Genomic DNA, 19537 nt, shown 5'->3' with positions numbered 1-19537 from the left:
GGACCTGCGCACCGCGACCGTGCCGGTGCTGCCTGCTGGTGCGGTGGCGCACCATTGTTGGAGAGGACGCCCACGTGCGTGCACACGAACGATGCAGGCCGTGTGGCGCGATGCGCGTCCTGGCCCCGGTCAGGCGCCGAACCAGGCCGCGCGCGCGGCGCGCAGGCCGTCCGCGCCGCCATCGCCGGCCCACGCCACATACCCATCGGGCCGGATCAGCATCGCGGCCGGCAGCGGCACCGCGCCGACGACGGGCAATTCGCACACGCCATCGAACGTCGCCTCGATCCGTTTCACGCGGCCGCCGTCGACCATCGCGCCCAGTCCCACGTCGAGCAGCACCGGCCGCCCGTCATGCAGCAGCGCGTAGACGCGGGTCGGCCCCGCCGCCGTAACGATGTCCAGGTCCGGCATGCGCCGCCCGAGCAGCGGGTGGCCGGCGCCCAGGTCGTAGCGGATGTCCAGGCCGGCGATCATCGCGCCGAAACGCCTGCGCGGCTCGTCCATCGCGAGCATCTCCGCGACGAATTCGCCCAGCACGGGCGTGCGGTCGTCCGGGCGCCGCAGCACACCTTGCGCGATCGTGTTGCGCAGCACGCGCGCTGCGGCGGGATGGCGTTCGGCCTGATAGGTATCGAGCAGCGCCGCCGGCGATACACCCTTCACGACCTGCGCCAGCTTCCACCCGAGGTTGACGGCATCCTGCACGCCGAGATTGAGGCCCTGCCCGCCCAGCGGCGGATGGATGTGCGCGGCGTCGCCCGCGAGCAGGATGCGGTCCTTGCGATAGGCGTCCGCCTGGCGCACGGCGTCGCTGAAGCGGGACAGCCACGTGGAAGAATGGATGCCGAAATCGGTCCCATAGATGACTTTCAGGCCCGCGGCGAGTTCGTCGAGCGTCGGCTCGCCGGCCGCCTGCGGATCGCGTCCGGCCAGCACGACGCCGACCGTCTCGCCATCGTCGAGCATGGACATCGCATGGCGGCTGGATGCGTCCTCGTGGAAGCCGAGTACCGGCTTTTCGCGCATTTTCACTTCGGCGATGATCCAGCTCGTCGACGCATCCCAGCCCGGGAAGCCGATGCCGGCCAGCTTGCGGATGCGGCTGCGGCCGCCGTCGCAGCCGACCAGCCAGCGCGCACGCAGGCGCGTGCCCTGCGCCGTCGTGACGTCGACGCCTTCGTCGTCGCATGCGATACCGTCCACGTCCCGGTCGCGGTAGATCCGCACGTCCAGTTCGTCGGCCCACGCGGCGAGCAGCCGTTCGGTCTGTTCCTGCGCCAGCGCGAGCAGGTAGTTGTGGCGCGTCGGGAAATCGCTGATGTCGAGGGCGGCGTGGAAACTGACGCGCGGGTGCGTCTTGCCCGCGGCCAGGAAGCGGTCGACGATGCCGCGCTGGTCGAGCAGTTCGAGCGTGCGCGCGTGCAGCCCGCCGGCGCGGCCGCCCACGCGGGCCTGCGCCGCCTTGCGTTCGACGATGGCGACGTCCACGCCGGCCAATGCCAGTTCGGCGGCCAGCATCAGGCCCGTGGGGCCGCCGCCGACGATGATGATGTCGTGGTCGCTTGCCTGCATTGGTTCACCTGTATTTCGATGGAGACCGTTAATGCGCTCTCTTCCTCTTCAATGCGCTGCCCGCTTTGCTATCTGATCCACACAGTTTTCGATTCGGCGCATGTGGGTCAACTCGCTTTCGTTGTTCTCTTCGGGATAGCGAAAGCTCGCGGCGTGTGCACAGGTCTGCTCGTGCTTGGGGTCGGCTCGCCGCAGCCTGGCCTTGATCGCTTCGATTTCGGCGATGCGCCGATTCTCCAGCTCATTGTCCAGTTCATTGCTCGCTTGACGCTGCGCCGCTTCTTGATGAACTTCATCCAGGGATTTAAACGCGTACCACGTGCCGAGGCCGACGAATAAAGCGATGAGAAGGATGTGATGAAAAGGGGGGAGTCGATGCAGGAGGCTCCGTCTCGAATTCGATTCATTTTCCATTGTTGTCCTGGTGTTTTCCTTGACTTGCCGAGCACGGTCCTGGCGTGTCGCCGACGTTCTTCCAGACCCGATGCCGCCACGTGATCACTTCGGCCGCTGCTGCTGTCGTCGGCGCCGTATTTTTCCTTAGTCGAGAATAGCCCGTAACCGGGCAAGCGCGTCCTCGACCACGAACTCAGGCGCTGTTTCGATTTTCTTCGCCCCGCGAGCGGCCAAATCCATTGTGCGAATCATATTCACCAGCGCGACACCTTGGGTTTCAGTGCCCGATCCACTCAACGGCACTGCGAAGCCCGCATAGCGAGCGAAATCGCCGCCTTGAGTAATTGGTGCCACTAAAGCCACCCCCATGAGATTGAACGCGGCCGGGGAGAGTACGAGGGCAGGACGAAAATCGCCTTGCTGCTCTCGCCCTACTGTTGGGTTAAGGTTCACGCGAACGATATCTCCACGGTTGAACGTGGTACGCCTCACCATACTTCCTGGCCTACCGGTTTGCTGCCTTCCCAGGCCTCCGCGTCTACAGGAGGCGCCGCCTTCAGATCACATTGCGCCATCAGATCTGCAAGAGAGTAGGTTTTGCGAGCAGGCCGCAATACCAGTCCTTCCGGTCGCATGTCCGCGCTCAGTTTGTCGCCAAGTGCAACGCCTAGTTGACTCAGCAAAGCAGACGGCAGTCGGACTGCCGCACTGTTGCCCCACTTTTGAATCGAGAGTTCCATAGTTACCTCCAATGTAGATACATTGTATTACCCACAATGCGGCGCCGCAAGCAAATCCTACAATGTAGATACACATCAAAGAACTGCCTCGAACATCGCTTCGAGCCTCTTTTGCGACACTTGGAGATAAGGACGAACGTGGTCCAGCTCCGATCTTGTGAGTGCCTCATATCATAAGCACCGCCCGACAAGCCTTGCCGGCTTATGACTATCACATTTGAACAGAGTCGAGATTGGGGTTCGGTGCTCGAGCACCTTCTGAATTGCCGTAAGGTAGCCGACTGAGTAGACAACCTCGCCAGCATCTGTCTTCACCCGGCTATTGGCTTCCGAGGTGTACTGTCAATAGCGGACACCAATCCAAATACGGCGTCGACGGGTGTGACTACTGACGCGTCAGCCTACCAAGTGTGCAGCGACATATCGCAACATGAACGTCTCCCGGTGGATGGATATGCCCATACTTGAGGGCTGGCTGCGCAAGACTGATTCGTTGTGCGCGATCGCCTCGTCGATATCAACCCATTTCGGCACCATCCCATTCGCTAGCTCATAGGACTCCGGTGCAGCCTTGCCAAGTATGTAGTCCGACTGACAGAGATAAAAATGCGAGCGCATGAATAGCTTGTCATGTCCGGGTCTCCGAGCGGGGCGGTACTCATCGCCATACCCGAGGTAGGGGCCGATACTAAAGCCGGTAGCTCCGGTCTCTTCCCTGACTTCACGAATGAGCCCTTCCTCGGCTGCCTCCCCGGCATCCAATCCTCCTCCAGGAAAACTGAAGTCATCGTAACGCTGCGTGTATAACAGGAGCACTTCGCTCCCGTGCAGGACGACGGCGCGTACGGCCTGCCGTTCAAGGATGACTTGTCCGGCCTTTTCGGTAACGCTGGGATCAGTCATCGTATAGAGAAGAGTCATATGCAAGGGACAGGCGCTGTTGAATCAGGGCACTTGTCGTGACGAGAGATGAGTGTCGGGCTGCTGAACCTGTCACTGAGGATATCGTGCTCTGCCTGATAGAAAGGAGTCTGAATGCCAAGGAGTCCAAGCAAGGTATGATCGAGACTGTCAGTACGGTATGGCCGGGCTTCGAGTGCAATGCGATAGTCGCTCGCGGCTCGCTTCCTATCGTGTTGCCACAGCAGGAGAGGCACTTGGTAACCGCTCATGTCGGTTGAGGAATGCCCGGCAAAATTGCGGTTGTGTCCAACCTCTTGACCGTGATCAGAAACGTAGAGTAGCGAGAGTGAACCTCCCGGTGAGGCCTGCGCGACCGTCTGAAGCATCGACGACAGAACGTGGTCAGTATAAAGCATGGCGTTATCGTATTCGTCCCGTGATTTCCGAATCCAGTAGGGCCGACCTGCAGCGTATAGGGAGCTCGCCACCGCATCGTTGGTGCCGGAAAACTTGTCGAAGGCGGGTGGGTAACGCAGGTCGTAGCGAAGGTGCGCGCCCTGCATATGAACGACGATCAGCTTGCGCGGTGCTTTGCCTGCAAGGACATGTTTCAGTTTGGGCAAGAGGCGTTCGTCGAGGCTGCGCGTACCGCGGCCATGGCCGTTGTTAACGAAAATTTGTTCGTTCGCGTGCTCGGCGAGGATCTGGATGGGACCATCCCCTTGTTCCTGGTTCGACAACCAGACCACGTGATAGCCGGCCACGCGCGCTAGAGCCAGGACGTTCGGCTCTGTCAACCACGCATCGGGGCGCTGCAACGTGGCAGGGCTAAGCATTTTAAGCAGGGACTGGACAGTGGCGGCGTCCGACGACAGCACGTTATTGAATGCGATCAGCTCATCACGCTTTGCCATTAATTCAGGCGTGGTGTTTCGAGCATAACCGTACAGAGACCAGTTACTCCGGTTTACGCTTTCGCCCAGCACCACAACCACGGTTTGTTTTGGCGGACCGACATAGGTAGTGGGGTACCGTTGCGCATTTACCAGGTCGGCAGCAACTTTACCCTTCACCTCTGTCATGAATGCCCGTTGCTCTCGATAGTCCGCGAGGTAAGCCGGCCAGTAGACAAAGGGATTTTCTTCTGCCATCGTAGTGTTGAAGTGGAGTGCCGCGAACGAGATAAGCATGCCGGTTCCGATCAAGCGCTCGCGCCATCTTCCCGCCGCCGGCATACTGGCTGGCATCGCCTTCAACCTACGCTCCACCCAAAGAAACAAGCCGACAATCGCCACCGTCAGTAGTGATACCAATGCGAGATGTGGCCAGTAGGTAACTACGAACTCGTGCACTTCGTTTGCATTGCTGCCAAGAATGGCGTCCGCGACCACAATATGCTTTGGCTCCAGTCCGTACAGCCAGAACAGGAATCCTTCGACAGCTGCGTTTACGACGACCAGACTGTTGAGTGTAAGAGCAGCACCTGCAGCCAGCGTGCGTTTACACCCGAGCAGCAAAAGACCGGCCATGCCGGCATTCGCGATGACAATGAATGCCGCGGCCTTGGTAAGGCTGTGGACGTCTTGCATGCCAAGCTGCCAGTAAATGCCGAGCGCTATCAATGTCGCGGCGGTGCGCGCGGCCGCCTGCTGCAGCGCCCATAAGGCGCCGATGGTTTTACTATTAATCAAAGCTCTTCCTAGCGCAGCAGTAATGTCGGAATGCCGAGAGCACGTATGATTTCCGTCGTCTTGCTGCCGAAGACCAGACTGCGAAGTGCAGAATGTCCGAATGCACCCATGACGAGCATCTCGATCGACTGCTCCTTTACCGCTTCAACGACGTTGCTGGCGACATCGCCTGGTTTGAGCACGGCACGCGTATTCCGCCCGGCTGCCCGAAGGATGCCTTCGGCCCATGCCAACTTGTTTGAAGCATCCTGTCCTTCGCCGCACATGAACAGATGCACCGCAATGCCCTCGAACAGCGGGCTCGCCGCCACCATATCTACGGCACGCTTCGCTGCCGGACGGCCATCGAACGCAATCATTACCCGTTGCGGCTCCTTGAACGCATCTGAAACGATCAATACCGGAACATGTACCGCTATCAGCACATCCTTGACATTGGTGCCCAGCCGGCCAGTTGCCGTACCGTTGTCACCTCCGCCGCGGCCCATAACCATAAGCCGCGGGTCGCATGCTAGTTCAGCTAGTACTTCCTCCAACCGGCCATGGCGTTGGCGGACCTCCACAAGGCTAGCCCCGACACTAGCGGCACGCTCGCGCAAGCCGTTCAGGAACTCCCTGCATTGGTCTCTCTCAGCAGCGATGCGCACAGCTTCGTAAGCCGCCAGTTTGTCCAGTAGTTGTTCCTGTGTGCCAAGCCCGATGGTTCCGCTGAGGTCGTCATTCGGCCCTCGTTCCGGATGATGGTCAATCGCATGGAGCAATTCTAAGGAGGCGCCAACGCACCGCGCAGCCCATGCGGCATAGTCCGCGACATGGACCGCAAAAGCGGACTGATCGACGCAAGCCAGGATCTTTTTATCACTTTCCATTTTCTTCCCCTTTTAGTGGCCCATCAGCATGTCTGCGGCGCCGTCCTTGTCGTGCACGGCGAACTTGTCCACCATCGTCGCGCTGGCTTCGTTCAGGCCGATGATCTCGACCGAGGTTGCTTCTCGTCGGAATTTCAATACAACTTTGTCCAGCGCACTAACCGCTGTGATGTCCCAGAAGTGTGAACGGCTCACGTCGATACGCACGTTGTCGATAACCTCCTTGTAATCAAAAGCTTTGACGAAGTTTTCTGCTGAAGCAAAGAACACCTGGCCAGTCACCACATAAGTACGGGTGCGGCCATCGTCTGCGGCCATCGAGCTGACGTGCAGAATCCGCCCGACCTTACTTGCAAAGAAGAAGCCTGACAGAAGTACGCCGACAAGCACGCCCTTGGCCAAGTCGTGCGTCGCGACCACCACGATGACCGTCGCGAGCATCACGGTACTCGAGCTCTTCGGGTGCTCACGCAAGTTCCGCAAGGAGGTCCAGCTGAACGTCCCAATCGAAACCATAATCATCACAGCCACCAAGGCCGCCATGGGGATGCGCGCCACCCAGTCGCCGATAAACACCACCATGAGCAGCAGGAACACGCCCGCTGCGAGAGTAGATAGCCTTCCGCGGCCTCCTGACTTCACGTTAATAACCGACTGCCCAATCATGGCGCAGCCAGCCATGCCGCCCAGGAAACCGGTAGCGATGTTGGCGATGCCTTGGCCAACGCATTCGCGGTTCTTGTCGCTGTTCGTGTCGGTGAAATCGTCCACGATCGAGGCAGTCATCATAGACTCCAGCAGCCCAACCACCGCCAGCGTGGCAGAAACCGGCAAGATGATCGCTAGCGTATGCAAATTGAGTGGGACGTCAGGAAGCAGGAAGATCGGTAAGCTGTCGGGCAACTTGCCCATGTCGCCCACAGTGCGTACGTCCAGGCCAAGATAGATGGAGACAGCGGTGATGGCCACGATCGTCACCAGCGGCGATGGTATCGCTTTGGTGACATAAGGAAACAAGTAAATGATGGCGAGACCCGCGGCCGTTAGCGCGTAGACGTGCCAACTGACGTTGGTCAGCTCCGGCAATTGGGCCATGAAGATGAGGATGGCAAGCGCGTTGACGAAGCCTGTAATGACCGAACGCGAAACGAAGCGCATCAGTGCTCCGAGTCTGAGCCAGCCAGCCAGCATTTGCAGGACGCCGGTCAAGATCGTGGTGGCCAGCAGGTACTGCAAGCCGTGCTCCTTTACCAGGGTGACCATCAGAAGGGCCATGGCACCGGTAGCGGCGGAGATCATGCCTGGGCGTCCGCCTGCGAATGCAATAACGACCGCCATTGAGAACGAGGCATAAAGGCCGACCTTGGGATCGACGCCAGCGATAATTGAAAAGGCAATGGCCTCCGGAATAAGTGCGAGCGCGACAACCACGCCCGCGAGGAGATCATTGCGGATATAGGAGAACCAATCCTGACGAATGGTTTGTATAGACATAGATTTACCTTCCCGGTCCACTTGACCGAGCAAACATCGAATAGATGAGCACCGTGCTCCAGGCGCAGGAACACGACGAACGAGAGCGAAATGATCAGCCGACGTCGCGGACACGAGATCGGTTTGCTTCAAATCGAGTGCGGAAAGGAATTACGGAGGAGTGACAGAGCAGAAATAGCCGCGAGGCAGTTCCGAGCCCGGGTAGCTCATGGCTTCCATGATCTTCGACGCGGAACGCGCGCACTCAACGCTGCGCGTTGCACAGGCGTTGAGATTGAAGATGAAAATGAATGCGGTCATCGCTCTATTTTGCAATGCAGCATGCGTACTCGTCAAGCTAAAGCTTTTGAGGGGCAAGCGTTTGGGTTGGTTGTTGATGCTACTGACGTGAACATAGTTGGCCGACCGCTACCGTTTGATATGTCTGTTGTGGCCGAACCCGGCCATTCAGAGCTACACGGTGTACTCGGGATGTTGCTCTTACATCGAGGCACCGGATCGGCGGACCATTTTTTTGGCAGAGCGTACTCGAGCCCAAATGTGCCGATATTACATATACACCTGCATAACGTTCGATGGCTGAATAAAAAGCCGGGCTACGGGCCCGGATTTGTTGAATTCACTGACAAATATTATATTGTAATCACTAGCATATGACTCGGCGTGCCCGAGCAGCAGCTGGACGGTCTCGGCTTCCTCTCCTTGCTGAATCAGCCGCGACGCCATTGTGCGTCGGCCATTGGGCGAGGAACCGCCGCCTCAGGCCCCGATAGCGGCCCCGATCGTCCGTCGTACGCAGGCGCCGAGCCGTCCGATAGACCAGGCACGGGTCAAGCGCCTCGATGGCCTTGGCGTGGCTAACGTCGATGCAACGCTGCCGGCAACCTTTCGTGATCGCCGCGCGTAGGCTGATTTCGGTGCGCAACGCGCCTGTTGGAACAGCACGTCCTGCACTTCGATTTGCGCGATTTCGGTCACGCGCATGCCGGCCGTTAGGCCCAGCAGAAGAATCAGGGAGTCCCGCTCGGGATGCCTGCTGGCGGCCGCCGTCACGCGGAGAAGGTGACGGATTTGGCCCGGCTGGAGCGTGGTGGCTTGGGCCATGTGAACTTCTGACCTGCAATAAAAAACGGCGCACCGCCCGAAGGCAAGCGCGCCGGTGGCTACAACAGGGCCGGCACCGCCGTGCCGCCCCGTCCTACCCGGAAATCAGAAGTGGTACTCCGCCTTGACCATCGGCGTGCTCGCCGAGGCGCCCGGCACGCGCTTGCTGTCGTTGCCGAACTTGTTATGCCAGTATTGATAGGCGAAGCCGGCGCGGAAGGTCTTCGGCTTGGCGCCCAGCAGCGGGCCCAGGTCGTACAGCAACTGCATGTCGATGTTCGTTTCCGGCGCAGTCTGGTTGCCGAATTCGTCCTTGCCCTTCGAGGCGATCCAGTTCGCGAAGCCTTCCCACGACCAGCCCGACGCCCCGATCGGGAACGCCCACACGGCGCCCAGCATCGGGTGCGTGTCGTAGCGGTAGCGCGCGACGCTGGTCTGCGTGAACTCGTTGTTCGGCGCGTTGCTCTCCCACAGGCCGTAGATACCCACGTTCAGCAGCCCCGGGACCTTGAAGGCCAGCGTCGGGCCGACGACCAGCATGCGCTTCTTGGAGTTGTAGCCGGCGTCGTCCTTCGTGTTGGCGTCGAAGCCCAGCGTCAGGCCCACGTCGCTCACGGGGCCGTAGGCGAATTCCTTGCCGCTCACCTTGCCCAGCGAGATCGTGTTGCGGTACACGAGGTAGAACTCTTGCGCGCCCGACTTCGCGCCCGGAGCCGACGGATCGGTCTTGTTCGACAACAGGACATCCAGGTTGAAGAAGTTCGTGCCGTAGGCATAACCGCTCACGTGGTTGATGTCGATGATGTCCTTGTGGATTTCACTGGCGTTGAACGGCTCGCGGAAACGGCCGCCGGTGCGGTAGCCGATCGACGTGTCGCTCCATTCGGCGGCCTGGACGGACGTTGCCGCGCACGCGCACAGCGCCATGGTCAGGACGGTTTTTTTCATGCTTTGCTCCCTTGGACGATTGGATGGGTGTTGGCGGCGCCCGCGTCTCCGTGGCTTTCTGCCGGGATGTCGCGGGTACCGTTGAAGAAGAGGTTCAGCGCGACCGCGGCGACGGCGGTCAGGAGGATGCCCGACTCCAGCAACGGATGCAGGCTGTGGGCCATTTGTTGGGCCCAGCGGGGTGCCACCAGCGGGATCAGGCCGAAGCCGATCGACAGGGCGACAATATACAGGTTGTAGCGGTTGTTCCGGAAGTCCACGCGCGTCAGGATGCGGATGCCCGCCGCGGCCACCATGCCGAACATGACGAGACCCGCGCCGCCCAGCACGAACTGGGGAATTGCTTCGACGAGCGCCGCCATCTTCGGCAGCATGCCCAGCACGATCATGATGATACCGCCGGCCACGCACACCCAGCGGCTCTTGACGCCCGTGACGGCGACGAGGCCCACGTTCTGCGAAAAGCTCGTGTGCGGGAAGGTGTTCAGCAGGCCGCCGATCAGCGTACCCAGGCCGTCCGTGCGCAGGCCGGCGGCGAGCTGTTTGCGGTCCAGGTCCTTGCCCGTCAGTTCGGACAGCGCGAGGAACATGCCGGCCGACTCGATCATCACGACGATCATGACGACGGCGAACGTGACGATCATGACCAGGTCGAACGTGGGCGTGCCGAACGCCAGCGGCGTCACGAGCTGGAACCAGGCGGCCTTGCCCACCTTGTCGAAGTTCATCTCGCCCAGCGCGAACGTGACGACGCAGCCGGCCACGATGCCCAGCAGGACGGAGATATTGGCCAGGAAGCCGCGGCAGAACCGGACGAGGCACAGCACGACGGCCAGCACGAACGCGGCGATGCCCAGGTGGTCCAGCGCGCCGTAGTTCGGGTTCGGCGTCATCGGCACGGGGCCGGCGAGCTTCAGCGCCGGCGCTTCGGCACCCGGCGGCAGCGCGGCCGCGGCCTGCGCGGCACCGGCGCGCGCCGCATCGACCATCGCCGCCAGTTTCACGGTATCGACGCTTTGCGCCGTGCTTTCCGGACCGCCCATCGCCCAGCCCACGCCGACGCGCATCAGGGTCACGCCGATGATCAGGATGATGGTGCCCGTGACGACGGGCGGGAAGAACCGTAGCAACCGGCTCATCAGGGGCGCGAGCAGCAGCGCCACGGCACCGGCGCCGATGCCGGCACCGAAGATCGCGCGCGCCCCGTCGACGCCGGGTACCGCGTTCGCGATGGCGACCATCGGACCAACGGCCGCGAAGGTCACGCCCATCATCACGGGCAGGCGAATGCCGAACCACGATGTCAGGCCAAGGGATTGGATGAGTGTCACGATTCCGCAGCAGAACAGGTCGGCCGAGATCAGCATGCTGACCTGTTCGGGCGGAAGTTTGAGTGCACGTCCCACGATGAGGGGGACGGCAATGGCACCGGCGTACATGACGAGGACGTGCTGCAACCCGAGCGCACCGAGGCGCGCGAGCGGCAGCCGTTCGTCCACCGGATGGCGGGACGGCTGGGTCATGCTTGTCTCCTAAATGTTTTTATGAACAACAAACAGCATGCCGCCCGCCACGCGCCGGCCATCTGGGCCGGGCGCGCGAGCGTGTCCGCCGGCCCGCTGTGGAGGGCCGCCGGACAGGGTACAACGGGGTTAGTTGGTCGGGGCGCCCTCTTCGTACCAGCGCTTGATGAGATTGCGCTCATCCGGCGTGATCTGGGTGGCGTTATTCAGCGGCATCTGCTTCGTCACGACGGCCTGCTGGTACATCTGCTGGGCGTGACGCTTGATCGAGTCGGGCGAATCGAACGAGATGCCCTTGCTCGGCATGGCGGCCGAGTGGCACATCGCGCAGCGCTGGGCGACGACGCCTTTCACCTGGTCGAAACTCACGTTCTGCGCGGTGGCGCCGGCAGCGGCGGCACTGTTTACGGGTGCGGCGGACGCGATGGCCGGCACGTCGGCCTCGGGTTTCGGGGTCAGGTAGACGACGAGACCCAGCATGGCGGCCACGCCGAAGCCCGCGAATTCCCAGGGCACGCGCTTGCCGTGTACGAGCGCCTTGTGGCGGGCGACGAAGCTCTGGCGGATCAGGGCGCCGGTCAGCATCATGAGGACCAGCACGACCCAGTTGTGTTCACCCGAGTACAGCCAGCCATAGTGGTTGGACAGCATCGCGAACAGCACCGGCAGCGTGAAATACGTGTTGTGGACGCTGCGCTGCTTCGCGCGCCAGCCGTAGATCGGGTCGACCGGCTGGCCGGCCTTCAGCTGCGCGACCACCTTGCGCTGGCCCGGAATGATCCAGAAGAACACGTTGGCGCTCATCGACGTGGCCAGCATGGCGCCGACCAGCAGGAAGGCGGCACGGCCGGCGTACAGCTGGCACGCGAGCCAGGCGGCGAACACGACGAACGCGAAGATGATCGCGCCGACGATCGCGTCGCCGTTCTTCTTGCGGCCGAACGTGCGGCAGATGGTGTCGTACACGAGCCAGAACGCGACGAGGAAGCCCAGCGCGGTACCAACGGCGGCGCCGGCCGTCCAGTCGTGCACCTGCTTGTCGACCATGAAGGTCCCGGCATTGAACAGGTACAGGACGGTGAACAGGCCGAAACCGGACAGCCACGTGGCGTAGCTCTCCCAATAGAACCAGTGCAGGCCTTCGGGCATGGATTTCGGGGCCACGAGGTATTTCTGCGGATGGTAGAAGCCACCGCCGTGCACGGCCCACAGTTCGCCGTCGACGCCTTTTTCGACGAGGTCGGGCGACGTCGGCCTGGTGAGCGAGTTATCGAGGAAGACGAAGTAGAACGATGCGCCGATCCAGGCGATCGCGGTAATGACGTGGGTCCAGCGCAATAGCAGATTCACCCAGTCGAGCAAATAGGATTCCATGAGAGCCTCAAAAACAAAGGAAGCATGGCGCAACCAACACACCAGGCTGTCCCATCACCACAGCGGGCTCTGTGAGGGGCAAATCATCGCAACCACCGGCGAGGGCTGGGCCCTGCTGCCGATGCGCTCCGCGGCGACACAACAACTGTATACGATCTTTTTGAAAAAGGGTACGACTTTATGAGAAAAACAACGCTCCGTGCTTACGAGCCACGGTAAGTGGAATACGACCACGGACTGACGAGCAGCGGCACGTGGTAGTGGCCGGCCGCGTCGGCGATGCCGAATTCGAGCGGCACCACGTCGAGGAAGGCCGGCTCGGGCAGGTTCACGCCCTTCTCGCGGAAATACGCCGCCACACCGAACGTGAGGCGGTAGCGGCCGACCGCCATCGTCTCCGCATTCAGCAGCGGACCGCCGTCGTTGCGGCCGTCGCTATTGAGGGTGAGCGTCTTGATCGTGCGCGCGCCGCCGTCATGGTCGAGCGCTTCGAGGGTGACGCGCATGCCGGCGGCCGGGCAACCGTTCATCGTATCGAGCACGTGGGTGCTGAGGTGTCCCATCTGATTTCCTTTCTTGTTGATTGACGTAAAAAATTGCATACACTTTGTGTTTTCTTTTTTTCGAAAAGTGTATACACTTCAGACACGATGTCAATCACTTATTGTCCCGAGCGACCATGAACCGAGCCCGCCAACCCCTGAAGATAGTCCCGCTGACCAGCGATATCCATGATACGCCCGCGAACGCGCCGTCCGGCGGCGCCACGCAGCGCATCGTGGACTCCATCACCACGGCGATCGCCGAGCGCCGGCTGATGCCGGGCACGAAGCTGTCCGAACAGAAGATCGGCGACATCTTCAAGGTGTCGCGCACCGTCGTGCGCCAGGCGTTCAACCAGTTGTCGCGCGACCGCCTCGTCGTGCTGGAGCCGGCCCGCGGCGCGTTCGTCGCCACCCCGACGGCCGAGGAAGCGAACGACGTGTTCGAAGTGCGCGCGATCCTCGAGACGGCGGTCACGAAGCAGCTGTGCGCGACGATCACCGACGCCCAGGTCAAACAGCTGCGCGAACACCTGGAGCTGGAACGCGCGGCCGTCAACAATGCGGAAGTCCCGGGCCGCACGCGCCTGCTGGGCGATTTCCACCTCGTGCTGGCGCAAATGCTCGGCAACCAGGTGCTCGTGCAGATGCTCTCCGAACTCCTGACGCGTTCCTCGCTGATCGCGCTGATGCGCCAGTCGTCGCAATCGGCGGAAGAATCCCTCGATGAGCACGTGGCCATCGTCGACGCGTTCGAAAAGCGCGACGTCAAGGCGGCGGTGCGCCTCGTCTCCAAGCACCTGGCCAACGTCCAGCACAACCTGCACCTCGATCCGCAGCGCGTGGACCTGGCCGACATCCTCCACCATTGAATCAAAGACACCATCATGACCCAGCACTATCCACGTGACCTCGCCGGCTACGGCCGCGAGCAACCGTACGCCGACTGGCCGGGCCGCGCCCGCGTCGCCGTGCAGTTCGTCCTGAACTATGAGGAAGGCGGCGAGAACAGCGTGCTGCACGGCGACGCCGGCAGCGAGCAATTCCTGTCCGAGATGTTCAACCCGGCGTCGTTCCCGGCCCGTCACCTGTCGATGGAAAGCATCTACGAATACGGCTCGCGCGTGGGCGTCTGGCGCATCCTGCGCGAATTCGAGAAGCGCGGCCTCCCCCTGACGATCTTCGGCGTCGGCATGGCGCTGGAACGCTCGCCCGACGTGACGGCCGCGTTCAAGGAACTGGGCCACGAGATCGCGTGCCACGGCCACCGCTGGATCAGCTACCAGAACGTCGACGAAGCGACCGAACGCGCGGACATGGCGCGCGGCATGGAAGCCATCGAACGCCTGACGGGCGAACGCGCGCTCGGCTGGTACACGGGCCGCGACAGCCCGAATACGCGCCGCCTCGTCGCCGACTACGGCGGCTTCGAATACGACAGCGACTATTACGGCGACGACCTGCCGTTCTGGCTGAAGGTCCGCAAGACCGACGGCACGCAGGCGCCGCAACTGGTCGTGCCGTACACGCTGGACACGAACGACATGCGCTTCGCCCTGCCGCAAGGTTTTTCGCACGGCGACCCGTTCCTCTCGTACCTGCGCGACGCGTTCGACGTGCACTACCAGGAAGGCGGCGAGCGCCCCTCAATTCTCAACATCGGCATGCACTGCCGCCTGCTGGGCCGCCCGGGACGCTTCCGCGCGCTGCAACGCTTCCTGGACTACATCGAACAGCACGACCGCGTGTGGGTCACGCGCCGCATCGACATCGCGCGCCACTGGAAGAGCGTGCATCCCTACAACCCCGACACCGCATTCGCGTGGGAGTAATCACAATGTTAACGCTGGAGACACTCAACGCCGCCGATGAAGCGGGCTTCACTGCCCTGCTGGACGGCGTCTACGAACACTCGCCCTGGATCGCCGCCCGCGCCTGGGCCAAGCGCCCGTTCGCCACGCTGGCGCAGCTGAAGCGCGGCCTCGTCGAAGCCGTGCGCGACGCGTCGCGTGAAGAACAACTGGGCCTGATCCGCGCCCACCCGGAGCTCGCCGGCAAGGCGATGGTCAGCAAGACGCTGACGGCCGAATCGACGAATGAACAGAACAAGGCCGGCCTGACGAATTGCACGCCGGAGGAATTCGCGACGATCCAGAAGCTCAACGCCGACTACAACGCCAAATTCGGCTTCCCATTCATCCTGGCCGTGCGCGGCCCGCGCGGCCTGGGCCTGCCAAAGGCGGAGATCATCGCCACGTTCGCGCGCCGCCTGGCCAATGGCCCGGACTTCGAATTCGCCGAAGCGCTGCGCAACATCCACCGCATCGCCGAGATCCGCCTGGACGACAAGTTCGACCAGCACCCGACCCTCGGCAACCTCGTGTGGGACTGGCATGAACAGCTGGCCGCCCACAGCGAACCCGGTTACGCCGAGCGCGGAGAGTTGTGCGTGACGTACCTGACGGACGCGCACCGCGCGGCCGCCGCCCAGCTGGCGGCATGGATGCGCGAGGATTGCGGCTTCGACGACGTCACGATCGACGCCGTCGGCAATGTGGTCGGCATCTATCATGGCGCCGATCCTTCCGCGCAGCGCCTGCTGACCGGTTCGCACTACGACACCGTGCGCAACGGCGGCAAGTACGACGGCCGCCTGGGCATCCTCGTGCCGATGGCGTGCGTGCGCGAACTGCACCGCCAGGGCAAGCGCCTGTCGTACGGCATCGAAGTCGTCGGCTTCGCGGAAGAGGAAGGCCAGCGCTACAAAGCCGTGTTCCTCGGGTCGGGCGCGCTGTGCGGCGGTTTCGACACGAACTGGCTCGATCAGAAGGATGCGGACGGCGTCACGATGCGCGACGCCATCGCACATGCAGGCCTGAACGCCGACGACATCGCGGCGTTGAAGCGCGATCCCTCGACGTATCTCGGCTTCGTCGAGACGCACATCGAGCAGGGCCCGGTGCTGAATGACCTCGACCTGCCCCTGGGCGTCGTCACCTCGATCAACGGCAGCGTGCGATTCGTCGGCGAGATCGTCGGCGTCGCCAGCCACGCGGGCACCACGCCGATGACGATGCGCCGCGACGCGGCAGCCGCCGCGGCCGAGCTGGTGCTGTTCGCCGAGAAGCGCGGCGGCGCCGTGCCGGACCTCGTCGCCACCGTCGGCATGCTGGAGGTGCCGAACGGCTCGATCAACGTCGTGCCGGGACGCTGCCGCTTCTCGCTGGACGTGCGCGCCACGACCGACGAAGTGCGCGATGCCGCCGCCAGCGACATCCGGGCCGAACTGGCCGCGATCTGCGCCCGCCGCGGCCTGCAGTTCTCGCTCGAAGAGACGATGCGCGCAGCCGCCGCGCCCTGCGCGACCGAATGGCGCCAGCGCTGGGAACGTGCCGTCGAGACGCTCGGCCTGCCCGTGTTCCGCATGCCCAGCGGCGCCGGCCACGATGCGATGAAGATCCACGACATCCTGCCGCAGGCCATGCTGTTCCTGCGCGGGCTGAACGCCGGCATCAGCCACAACCCGCTCGAATCCATCACCAACGACGACGCCGAACTGTGCGTCCGAGCTTTCCAAACCCTTCTCGACCAACTCGCCACGGAATCCTGACATGACCACGACCGATAAAACCGCCGCCCCCTACGAGGCCCTCGATGCCTGGATCGACGCCCACTTCGACGAGGAGGTACGCTTCCTGCAGGAGCTCGTGCGCGTGCCGACCGACACCCCGCCGGGCAACAATGCGCCGCACGCCGAGCGCGCCGCCGACCTGCTGAAGGCATTCGGCTTCGAGGCCGAGAAGCATTCGGTCCCGGCGCCGACTGCCAAGGCCGCCGGCCTGGAGACGATCACGAACCTGATCGTGCGCCGCAAGTACGGCGCCGGCCGCACCGTCGCGATGAACGCGCACGGCGACGTGGTGCCGCCGGGCGAAGGCTGGACGCATGATCCGTACGGCGGCGAAGTGGTGGACGGCCAGCTGTTCGGCCGCGCGTCCGCCGTCAGCAAATGCGATTTCGCCACCTTCACGTTCGCGACGCGCGCCCTGGAAGCGCTGGGCGCCCCGCTGAAGGGCGGCGTCGAGCTGTACTTCACGTACGACGAGGAATTCGGCGGCGAACTGGGCCCGGGCTGGCTGCTGCAGCAGGGCCTCGTCAAGCCGGACCTCTTGATCGCCGCGGGCTTCAGCTACCAGGTCGTCACCGCGCACAACGGCTGCCTGCAGATGGAAGTGACGGTCAACGGCAAGATGGGCCACGCGGCCGTGCCGGAAACGGGCGTCGACGCGCTGCAGGCCGCGACCCGCATCCTCGTCGCGCTGTACGACCAGAACACGCAGTACAAGAAAGTGAAGAGCCAGGTGAAGGGCATCAACCACCCGTACCTGAACGTGGGCCTGATCGAAGGCGGCACCAACACGAACGTCGTGCCGGGCAAGGTCGTGCTGAAGCTCGACCGCCGGATGATCCCGGAAGAGAACCCGGCGGAAGTGGAAGCGACGATCCGCAAGGTGATCCAGGACGCCGTCGCCGACAGCGCCGGCATCACCATCGAGATCAAGCGCATGCTGCTGGCGAACGCGCTGCAGCCGCTGGACGGCAACCGGCCGCTGGTCGACGCGCTGTCGCGTCATGCCACCAGCGTGTTTGGCGAAGAGATCGGCGCGGCCGGCACGCCGCTGTACACGGACGCGCGCCTGTTCGGCGAAGCGGGCGTCCCGGCCGTGCTGTACGGCTGCGGCCCGCGCACGGTCGGCGAGAGCAACGCCAAGCGCGCCGACGAGCACATCGACCTGGAAGACCTGCGCCGCGCGACCAAGGTCGTCGCGCGTACGCTGTTCGACCTGCTCGACTGAGCCACCGTTGGGTGGGCACCCCGTGCCCACGCGGACGCCGGCTATGCGGCGGCATTACGCGTTAGCGGTTACGAATACGGCGAGGAACGCGCCGTCAGCCGCAGCGTCAGCGGCGTCTCCGGCCTCAGCGTGATGTTGAAGACGGGCTTCGGCGCCGCCATCCCGGCCGGCGCCTCGACCGTGTACCGCTGCAGGAACATCGCGGCGAGCAGGGTCGTCTCCGCCAGCGCGAGATGCTGGCCCAGGCACACGCGCGGGCCCGTCCCGAACGGCATGAAGGCGCCGCGCGGGATCGGGGGCGCGCCGGGCGCGAAACGCTCGGGGCGGAACGCATCCGGTTCCGGGAACCAGCGGGCATCGTGGTGCATCAGGTGCAGCGGTATGCCGAACATCGTCCGGGCCGGCAGCTGCCAGCCGCCCAGCGTGATCGGCCGCACCGCCCGGCGCGTGATAAGTATGGGCGCGGCGGGATAGAGGCGCAGGGTCTCCTGCAAGGTGCGGCCCAGGTAGTCCAGCGCGGGGAGGTCGGCGGCCGTGGGCAGCCTGCCCTGCAGGACGGCGTCCACTTCCGCGCGTGCGGCCGCCTGCGCGGACGGATTCGCGGCCATGCACCATGACCACCACGTCAGGGTCGCGGCGGTCGTCTCGTGGCCCGCCAGGAACGCCGACATGCACTCGTCGCGCACGGCTTTCAGCGGCCACGTGGCGGGGTCCTCGACGTGCAACGCCAGCAGGCGCGTGAGCAGGTCCTGCGGCCAGTCGGCCTGCGGCATCGCCATGCGCGCCCGCACGTGGCCGTCGATCAGCCGGTCGAGCGTCGCGAGCGCGCGGCGCTTCTTCGCCTTCCACGGCATCCAGTCGGGCCAGCTCCTGGGCCAGTACATCTCGGCAGCTCCCTCGACGCTCAACTGGTGCACGGCCCATTCGGCATCGCGCGTGTCGGCCGTCACTCCGCTGGAAAACGTCATCCGCATGATCACGTCCATGCCCAGCGACGTGAAGGCGCTCTCGATCGTCCACGCGCCGTCGGCCTGCGGCCACTGCGCGAATGCGGCGTCGGCGGCAAGCGCCATCGCGGGCACGAAGGCCTGCACGGCCTTCGGCGTGAACGCGGGCTGCAACGCGTGCCGCTTGGTGCGCCATGCGGCGCCTTCCGACGTGAGCGTACTGATGCCATGCACCTGGGCGAACACCTCGATGGCGCGCTCCCAGCGCACCAGCGCGTCGTGATGGTCGACGAGCAGTTCGCGCACCCGGTCGGGGTCGGTGACGAGGATCTGGTGCTCGGGCCAGATCCGCAGGTGCACCATGCCGCCGTACTCGTCGCGCCACGCGGACAATGCGCCGAGCAGGTCGCGCGACATCGCGCGCAGGAAGCGCCAGCCCGTCAGGCCGGACGGGGGTCCGGGGGGCCAGGCGCCGGGTGGATGGGATGCCGGCGCGCTGCTCGCGGTGCCGGCGTGGAAGGGGCAGGAGGGGGGCGTGGTCGTTTTCATGCCTGGCATTCTCGGCCCGGTGCGCG

19 protein-coding genes are annotated in these 19537 nt (G+C 63.5%); 5 read left to right on the top strand and 14 right to left on the bottom strand.

Annotation, left to right across the window (positions count from 1 at the left end; translation table 11 throughout):
* Positions 1 to 129: 129 nt before the first annotated feature.
* From ACEN9G_RS26335 to ACEN9G_RS26300, 8 genes are all read right to left on the bottom strand, one after another.
* On the bottom strand, positions 130 to 1575 hold the full coding sequence (locus tag ACEN9G_RS26335; RefSeq protein WP_483127218.1) for an FAD-dependent oxidoreductase: 1446 nt from the start codon (positions 1573 to 1575) through the stop codon (positions 130 to 132).
* A 48-nt stretch (positions 1576 to 1623) separates the two neighbouring features.
* Positions 1624 to 1989: a hypothetical protein gene (locus tag ACEN9G_RS26330; RefSeq protein WP_413341481.1), complete on the bottom strand. Its 366-nt coding sequence runs from the start codon at positions 1987 to 1989 to the stop codon at positions 1624 to 1626.
* A 126-nt stretch (positions 1990 to 2115) separates the two neighbouring features.
* Entirely contained in the window at positions 2116 to 2466 is a 351-nt protein-coding gene (locus tag ACEN9G_RS26325; RefSeq protein ID WP_413341479.1) for a type II toxin-antitoxin system ChpB family toxin, read from the bottom strand.
* Complete coding sequence (locus tag ACEN9G_RS26320; RefSeq protein ID WP_413341478.1) at positions 2460 to 2711, bottom strand: AbrB/MazE/SpoVT family DNA-binding domain-containing protein; 252 nt, start codon at positions 2709 to 2711, stop codon at positions 2460 to 2462. Before ACEN9G_RS26320 ends, ACEN9G_RS26325 begins: the two co-directional genes overlap by 7 nt.
* 396 nt (positions 2712 to 3107) lie before the next feature.
* On the bottom strand, positions 3108 to 3614 hold the full coding sequence (locus tag ACEN9G_RS26315) for an NUDIX domain-containing protein (protein WP_413341476.1): 507 nt from the start codon (positions 3612 to 3614) through the stop codon (positions 3108 to 3110).
* A gap of 14 nt (positions 3615 to 3628) precedes the next feature.
* Positions 3629 to 5305 carry a phosphoethanolamine transferase gene (locus tag ACEN9G_RS26310; protein WP_413341475.1) on the bottom strand — a complete coding sequence of 559 codons (1677 nt, stop codon included), beginning with the start codon at positions 5303 to 5305 and terminating at the stop codon, positions 3629 to 3631.
* An 8-nt stretch (positions 5306 to 5313) separates the two neighbouring features.
* Positions 5314 to 6174 carry a universal stress protein gene (locus ACEN9G_RS26305; protein WP_413341474.1) on the bottom strand — a complete coding sequence of 287 codons (861 nt, stop codon included), beginning with the start codon at positions 6172 to 6174 and terminating at the stop codon, positions 5314 to 5316.
* 12 nt (positions 6175 to 6186) lie between these two features.
* On the bottom strand, positions 6187 to 7668 hold the full coding sequence (locus ACEN9G_RS26300; protein WP_413341472.1) for a SulP family inorganic anion transporter: 1482 nt from the start codon (positions 7666 to 7668) through the stop codon (positions 6187 to 6189).
* A 208-nt stretch (positions 7669 to 7876) separates the two neighbouring features.
* Here ACEN9G_RS26300 and ACEN9G_RS26295 point away from each other — a divergent pair, with 208 nt between their 5' ends.
* Positions 7877 to 8059: a hypothetical protein gene (locus ACEN9G_RS26295; RefSeq protein WP_413341470.1), complete on the top strand. Its 183-nt coding sequence runs from the start codon at positions 7877 to 7879 to the stop codon at positions 8057 to 8059.
* A gap of 368 nt (positions 8060 to 8427) precedes the next feature.
* Here ACEN9G_RS26295 and ACEN9G_RS26290 read toward each other — a convergent pair whose 3' ends face one another.
* From ACEN9G_RS26290 to uraH, 5 genes are all read right to left on the bottom strand, one after another.
* Positions 8428 to 8772: a site-specific integrase gene (locus tag ACEN9G_RS26290; RefSeq protein WP_413341468.1), complete on the bottom strand. Its 345-nt coding sequence runs from the start codon at positions 8770 to 8772 to the stop codon at positions 8428 to 8430.
* A 105-nt stretch (positions 8773 to 8877) separates the two neighbouring features.
* Positions 8878 to 9720: an outer envelope protein gene (locus ACEN9G_RS26285; RefSeq protein ID WP_413341466.1), complete on the bottom strand. Its 843-nt coding sequence runs from the start codon at positions 9718 to 9720 to the stop codon at positions 8878 to 8880.
* Positions 9717 to 11243: a nucleobase:cation symporter-2 family protein gene (locus ACEN9G_RS26280; RefSeq protein ID WP_483127217.1), complete on the bottom strand. Its 1527-nt coding sequence runs from the start codon at positions 11241 to 11243 to the stop codon at positions 9717 to 9719. Before ACEN9G_RS26280 ends, ACEN9G_RS26285 begins: the two co-directional genes overlap by 4 nt.
* A gap of 129 nt (positions 11244 to 11372) precedes the next feature.
* Positions 11373 to 12617 (bottom strand): urate hydroxylase PuuD, encoded by a 1245-nt coding sequence (locus ACEN9G_RS26275; RefSeq protein ID WP_413343515.1) that lies wholly within the window; start codon positions 12615 to 12617, stop codon positions 11373 to 11375.
* 203 nt (positions 12618 to 12820) lie between these two features.
* Positions 12821 to 13180, bottom strand: coding sequence for a hydroxyisourate hydrolase (uraH, locus tag ACEN9G_RS26270; protein ID WP_413343517.1), 360 nt, complete (start codon positions 13178 to 13180; stop codon positions 12821 to 12823).
* A gap of 116 nt (positions 13181 to 13296) precedes the next feature.
* Between uraH and ACEN9G_RS26265 the strand changes: the two genes are divergently transcribed.
* The 4 genes from ACEN9G_RS26265 to ACEN9G_RS26250 are packed head-to-tail and all read left to right on the top strand — an operon-like array spanning position 13297 to position 18015.
* Complete coding sequence (locus ACEN9G_RS26265) at positions 13297 to 14031, top strand: GntR family transcriptional regulator (RefSeq protein WP_413343519.1); 735 nt, start codon at positions 13297 to 13299, stop codon at positions 14029 to 14031.
* A 15-nt stretch (positions 14032 to 14046) separates the two neighbouring features.
* The gene (gene puuE, locus ACEN9G_RS26260; protein ID WP_413343521.1) at positions 14047 to 14991 is read left to right on the top strand and encodes an allantoinase PuuE; all 945 of its coding nucleotides are present in this window, start codon (positions 14047 to 14049) and stop codon (positions 14989 to 14991) included.
* Positions 14992 to 14996: 5 nt separating this feature from the next.
* The gene (uraD, locus tag ACEN9G_RS26255; RefSeq protein WP_483127216.1) at positions 14997 to 16769 is read left to right on the top strand and encodes a 2-oxo-4-hydroxy-4-carboxy-5-ureidoimidazoline decarboxylase; all 1773 of its coding nucleotides are present in this window, start codon (positions 14997 to 14999) and stop codon (positions 16767 to 16769) included.
* 1 nt (position 16770) lies between these two features.
* Complete coding sequence (locus tag ACEN9G_RS26250; protein ID WP_413345728.1) at positions 16771 to 18015, top strand: M20 family metallopeptidase; 1245 nt, start codon at positions 16771 to 16773, stop codon at positions 18013 to 18015.
* Positions 18016 to 18083: 68 nt separating this feature from the next.
* On the opposite strand, the gene ACEN9G_RS26245 is transcribed toward ACEN9G_RS26250, so the two are convergent.
* Positions 18084 to 19511: a cytochrome P450 gene (locus ACEN9G_RS26245; protein WP_483127215.1), complete on the bottom strand. Its 1428-nt coding sequence runs from the start codon at positions 19509 to 19511 to the stop codon at positions 18084 to 18086.
* Between the last annotated feature and the right edge of the window lie 26 nt (positions 19512 to 19537).

This window comes from Massilia sp. Masssp94, assembly GCF_059491305.1.
The sequence above is the reverse complement of the archived record's forward strand: the minus strand, read 5'-3'. Positions and strand labels throughout refer to the sequence as shown.

Excerpts from the sequence above, each read along its gene's own strand:
- ACEN9G_RS26290 (WP_413341468.1), bottom strand. The coding sequence starts at position 8,772 with ATGGCCCAAGCCACCACGCTCCAGCCGGGCCAAATCCGTCACCTTCTC.
- ACEN9G_RS26300 (WP_413341472.1), bottom strand. The coding sequence starts at position 7,668 with ATGTCTATACAAACCATTCGTCAGGATTGGTTCTCCTATATCCGCAAT.
- ACEN9G_RS26305 (WP_413341474.1), bottom strand. The coding sequence starts at position 6,174 with ATGGAAAGTGATAAAAAGATCCTGGCTTGCGTCGATCAGTCCGCTTTT.
- puuE (WP_413343521.1), top strand. The coding sequence starts at position 14,047 with ATGACCCAGCACTATCCACGTGACCTCGCCGGCTACGGCCGCGAGCAA.
- uraD (WP_483127216.1), top strand. The coding sequence starts at position 14,997 with ATGTTAACGCTGGAGACACTCAACGCCGCCGATGAAGCGGGCTTCACT.
- ACEN9G_RS26275 (WP_413343515.1), bottom strand. The coding sequence starts at position 12,617 with ATGGAATCCTATTTGCTCGACTGGGTGAATCTGCTATTGCGCTGGACC.
- ACEN9G_RS26265 (WP_413343519.1), top strand. The coding sequence starts at position 13,297 with ATGAACCGAGCCCGCCAACCCCTGAAGATAGTCCCGCTGACCAGCGAT.
- ACEN9G_RS26330 (WP_413341481.1), bottom strand. The coding sequence starts at position 1,989 with ATGGAAAATGAATCGAATTCGAGACGGAGCCTCCTGCATCGACTCCCC.
- ACEN9G_RS26320 (WP_413341478.1), bottom strand. The coding sequence starts at position 2,711 with ATGGAACTCTCGATTCAAAAGTGGGGCAACAGTGCGGCAGTCCGACTG.
- ACEN9G_RS26250 (WP_413345728.1), top strand. The coding sequence starts at position 16,771 with ATGACCACGACCGATAAAACCGCCGCCCCCTACGAGGCCCTCGATGCC.
- ACEN9G_RS26335 (WP_483127218.1), bottom strand. The coding sequence starts at position 1,575 with ATGCAGGCAAGCGACCACGACATCATCATCGTCGGCGGCGGCCCCACG.
- ACEN9G_RS26325 (WP_413341479.1), bottom strand. The coding sequence starts at position 2,466 with ATGGTGAGGCGTACCACGTTCAACCGTGGAGATATCGTTCGCGTGAAC.
- ACEN9G_RS26285 (WP_413341466.1), bottom strand. The coding sequence starts at position 9,720 with ATGAAAAAAACCGTCCTGACCATGGCGCTGTGCGCGTGCGCGGCAACG.
- ACEN9G_RS26295 (WP_413341470.1), top strand. The coding sequence starts at position 7,877 with ATGGCTTCCATGATCTTCGACGCGGAACGCGCGCACTCAACGCTGCGC.
- uraH (WP_413343517.1), bottom strand. The coding sequence starts at position 13,180 with ATGGGACACCTCAGCACCCACGTGCTCGATACGATGAACGGTTGCCCG.
- ACEN9G_RS26315 (WP_413341476.1), bottom strand. The coding sequence starts at position 3,614 with ATGACTGATCCCAGCGTTACCGAAAAGGCCGGACAAGTCATCCTTGAA.
- ACEN9G_RS26245 (WP_483127215.1), bottom strand. The coding sequence starts at position 19,511 with ATGAAAACGACCACGCCCCCCTCCTGCCCCTTCCACGCCGGCACCGCG.
- ACEN9G_RS26280 (WP_483127217.1), bottom strand. The coding sequence starts at position 11,243 with ATGACCCAGCCGTCCCGCCATCCGGTGGACGAACGGCTGCCGCTCGCG.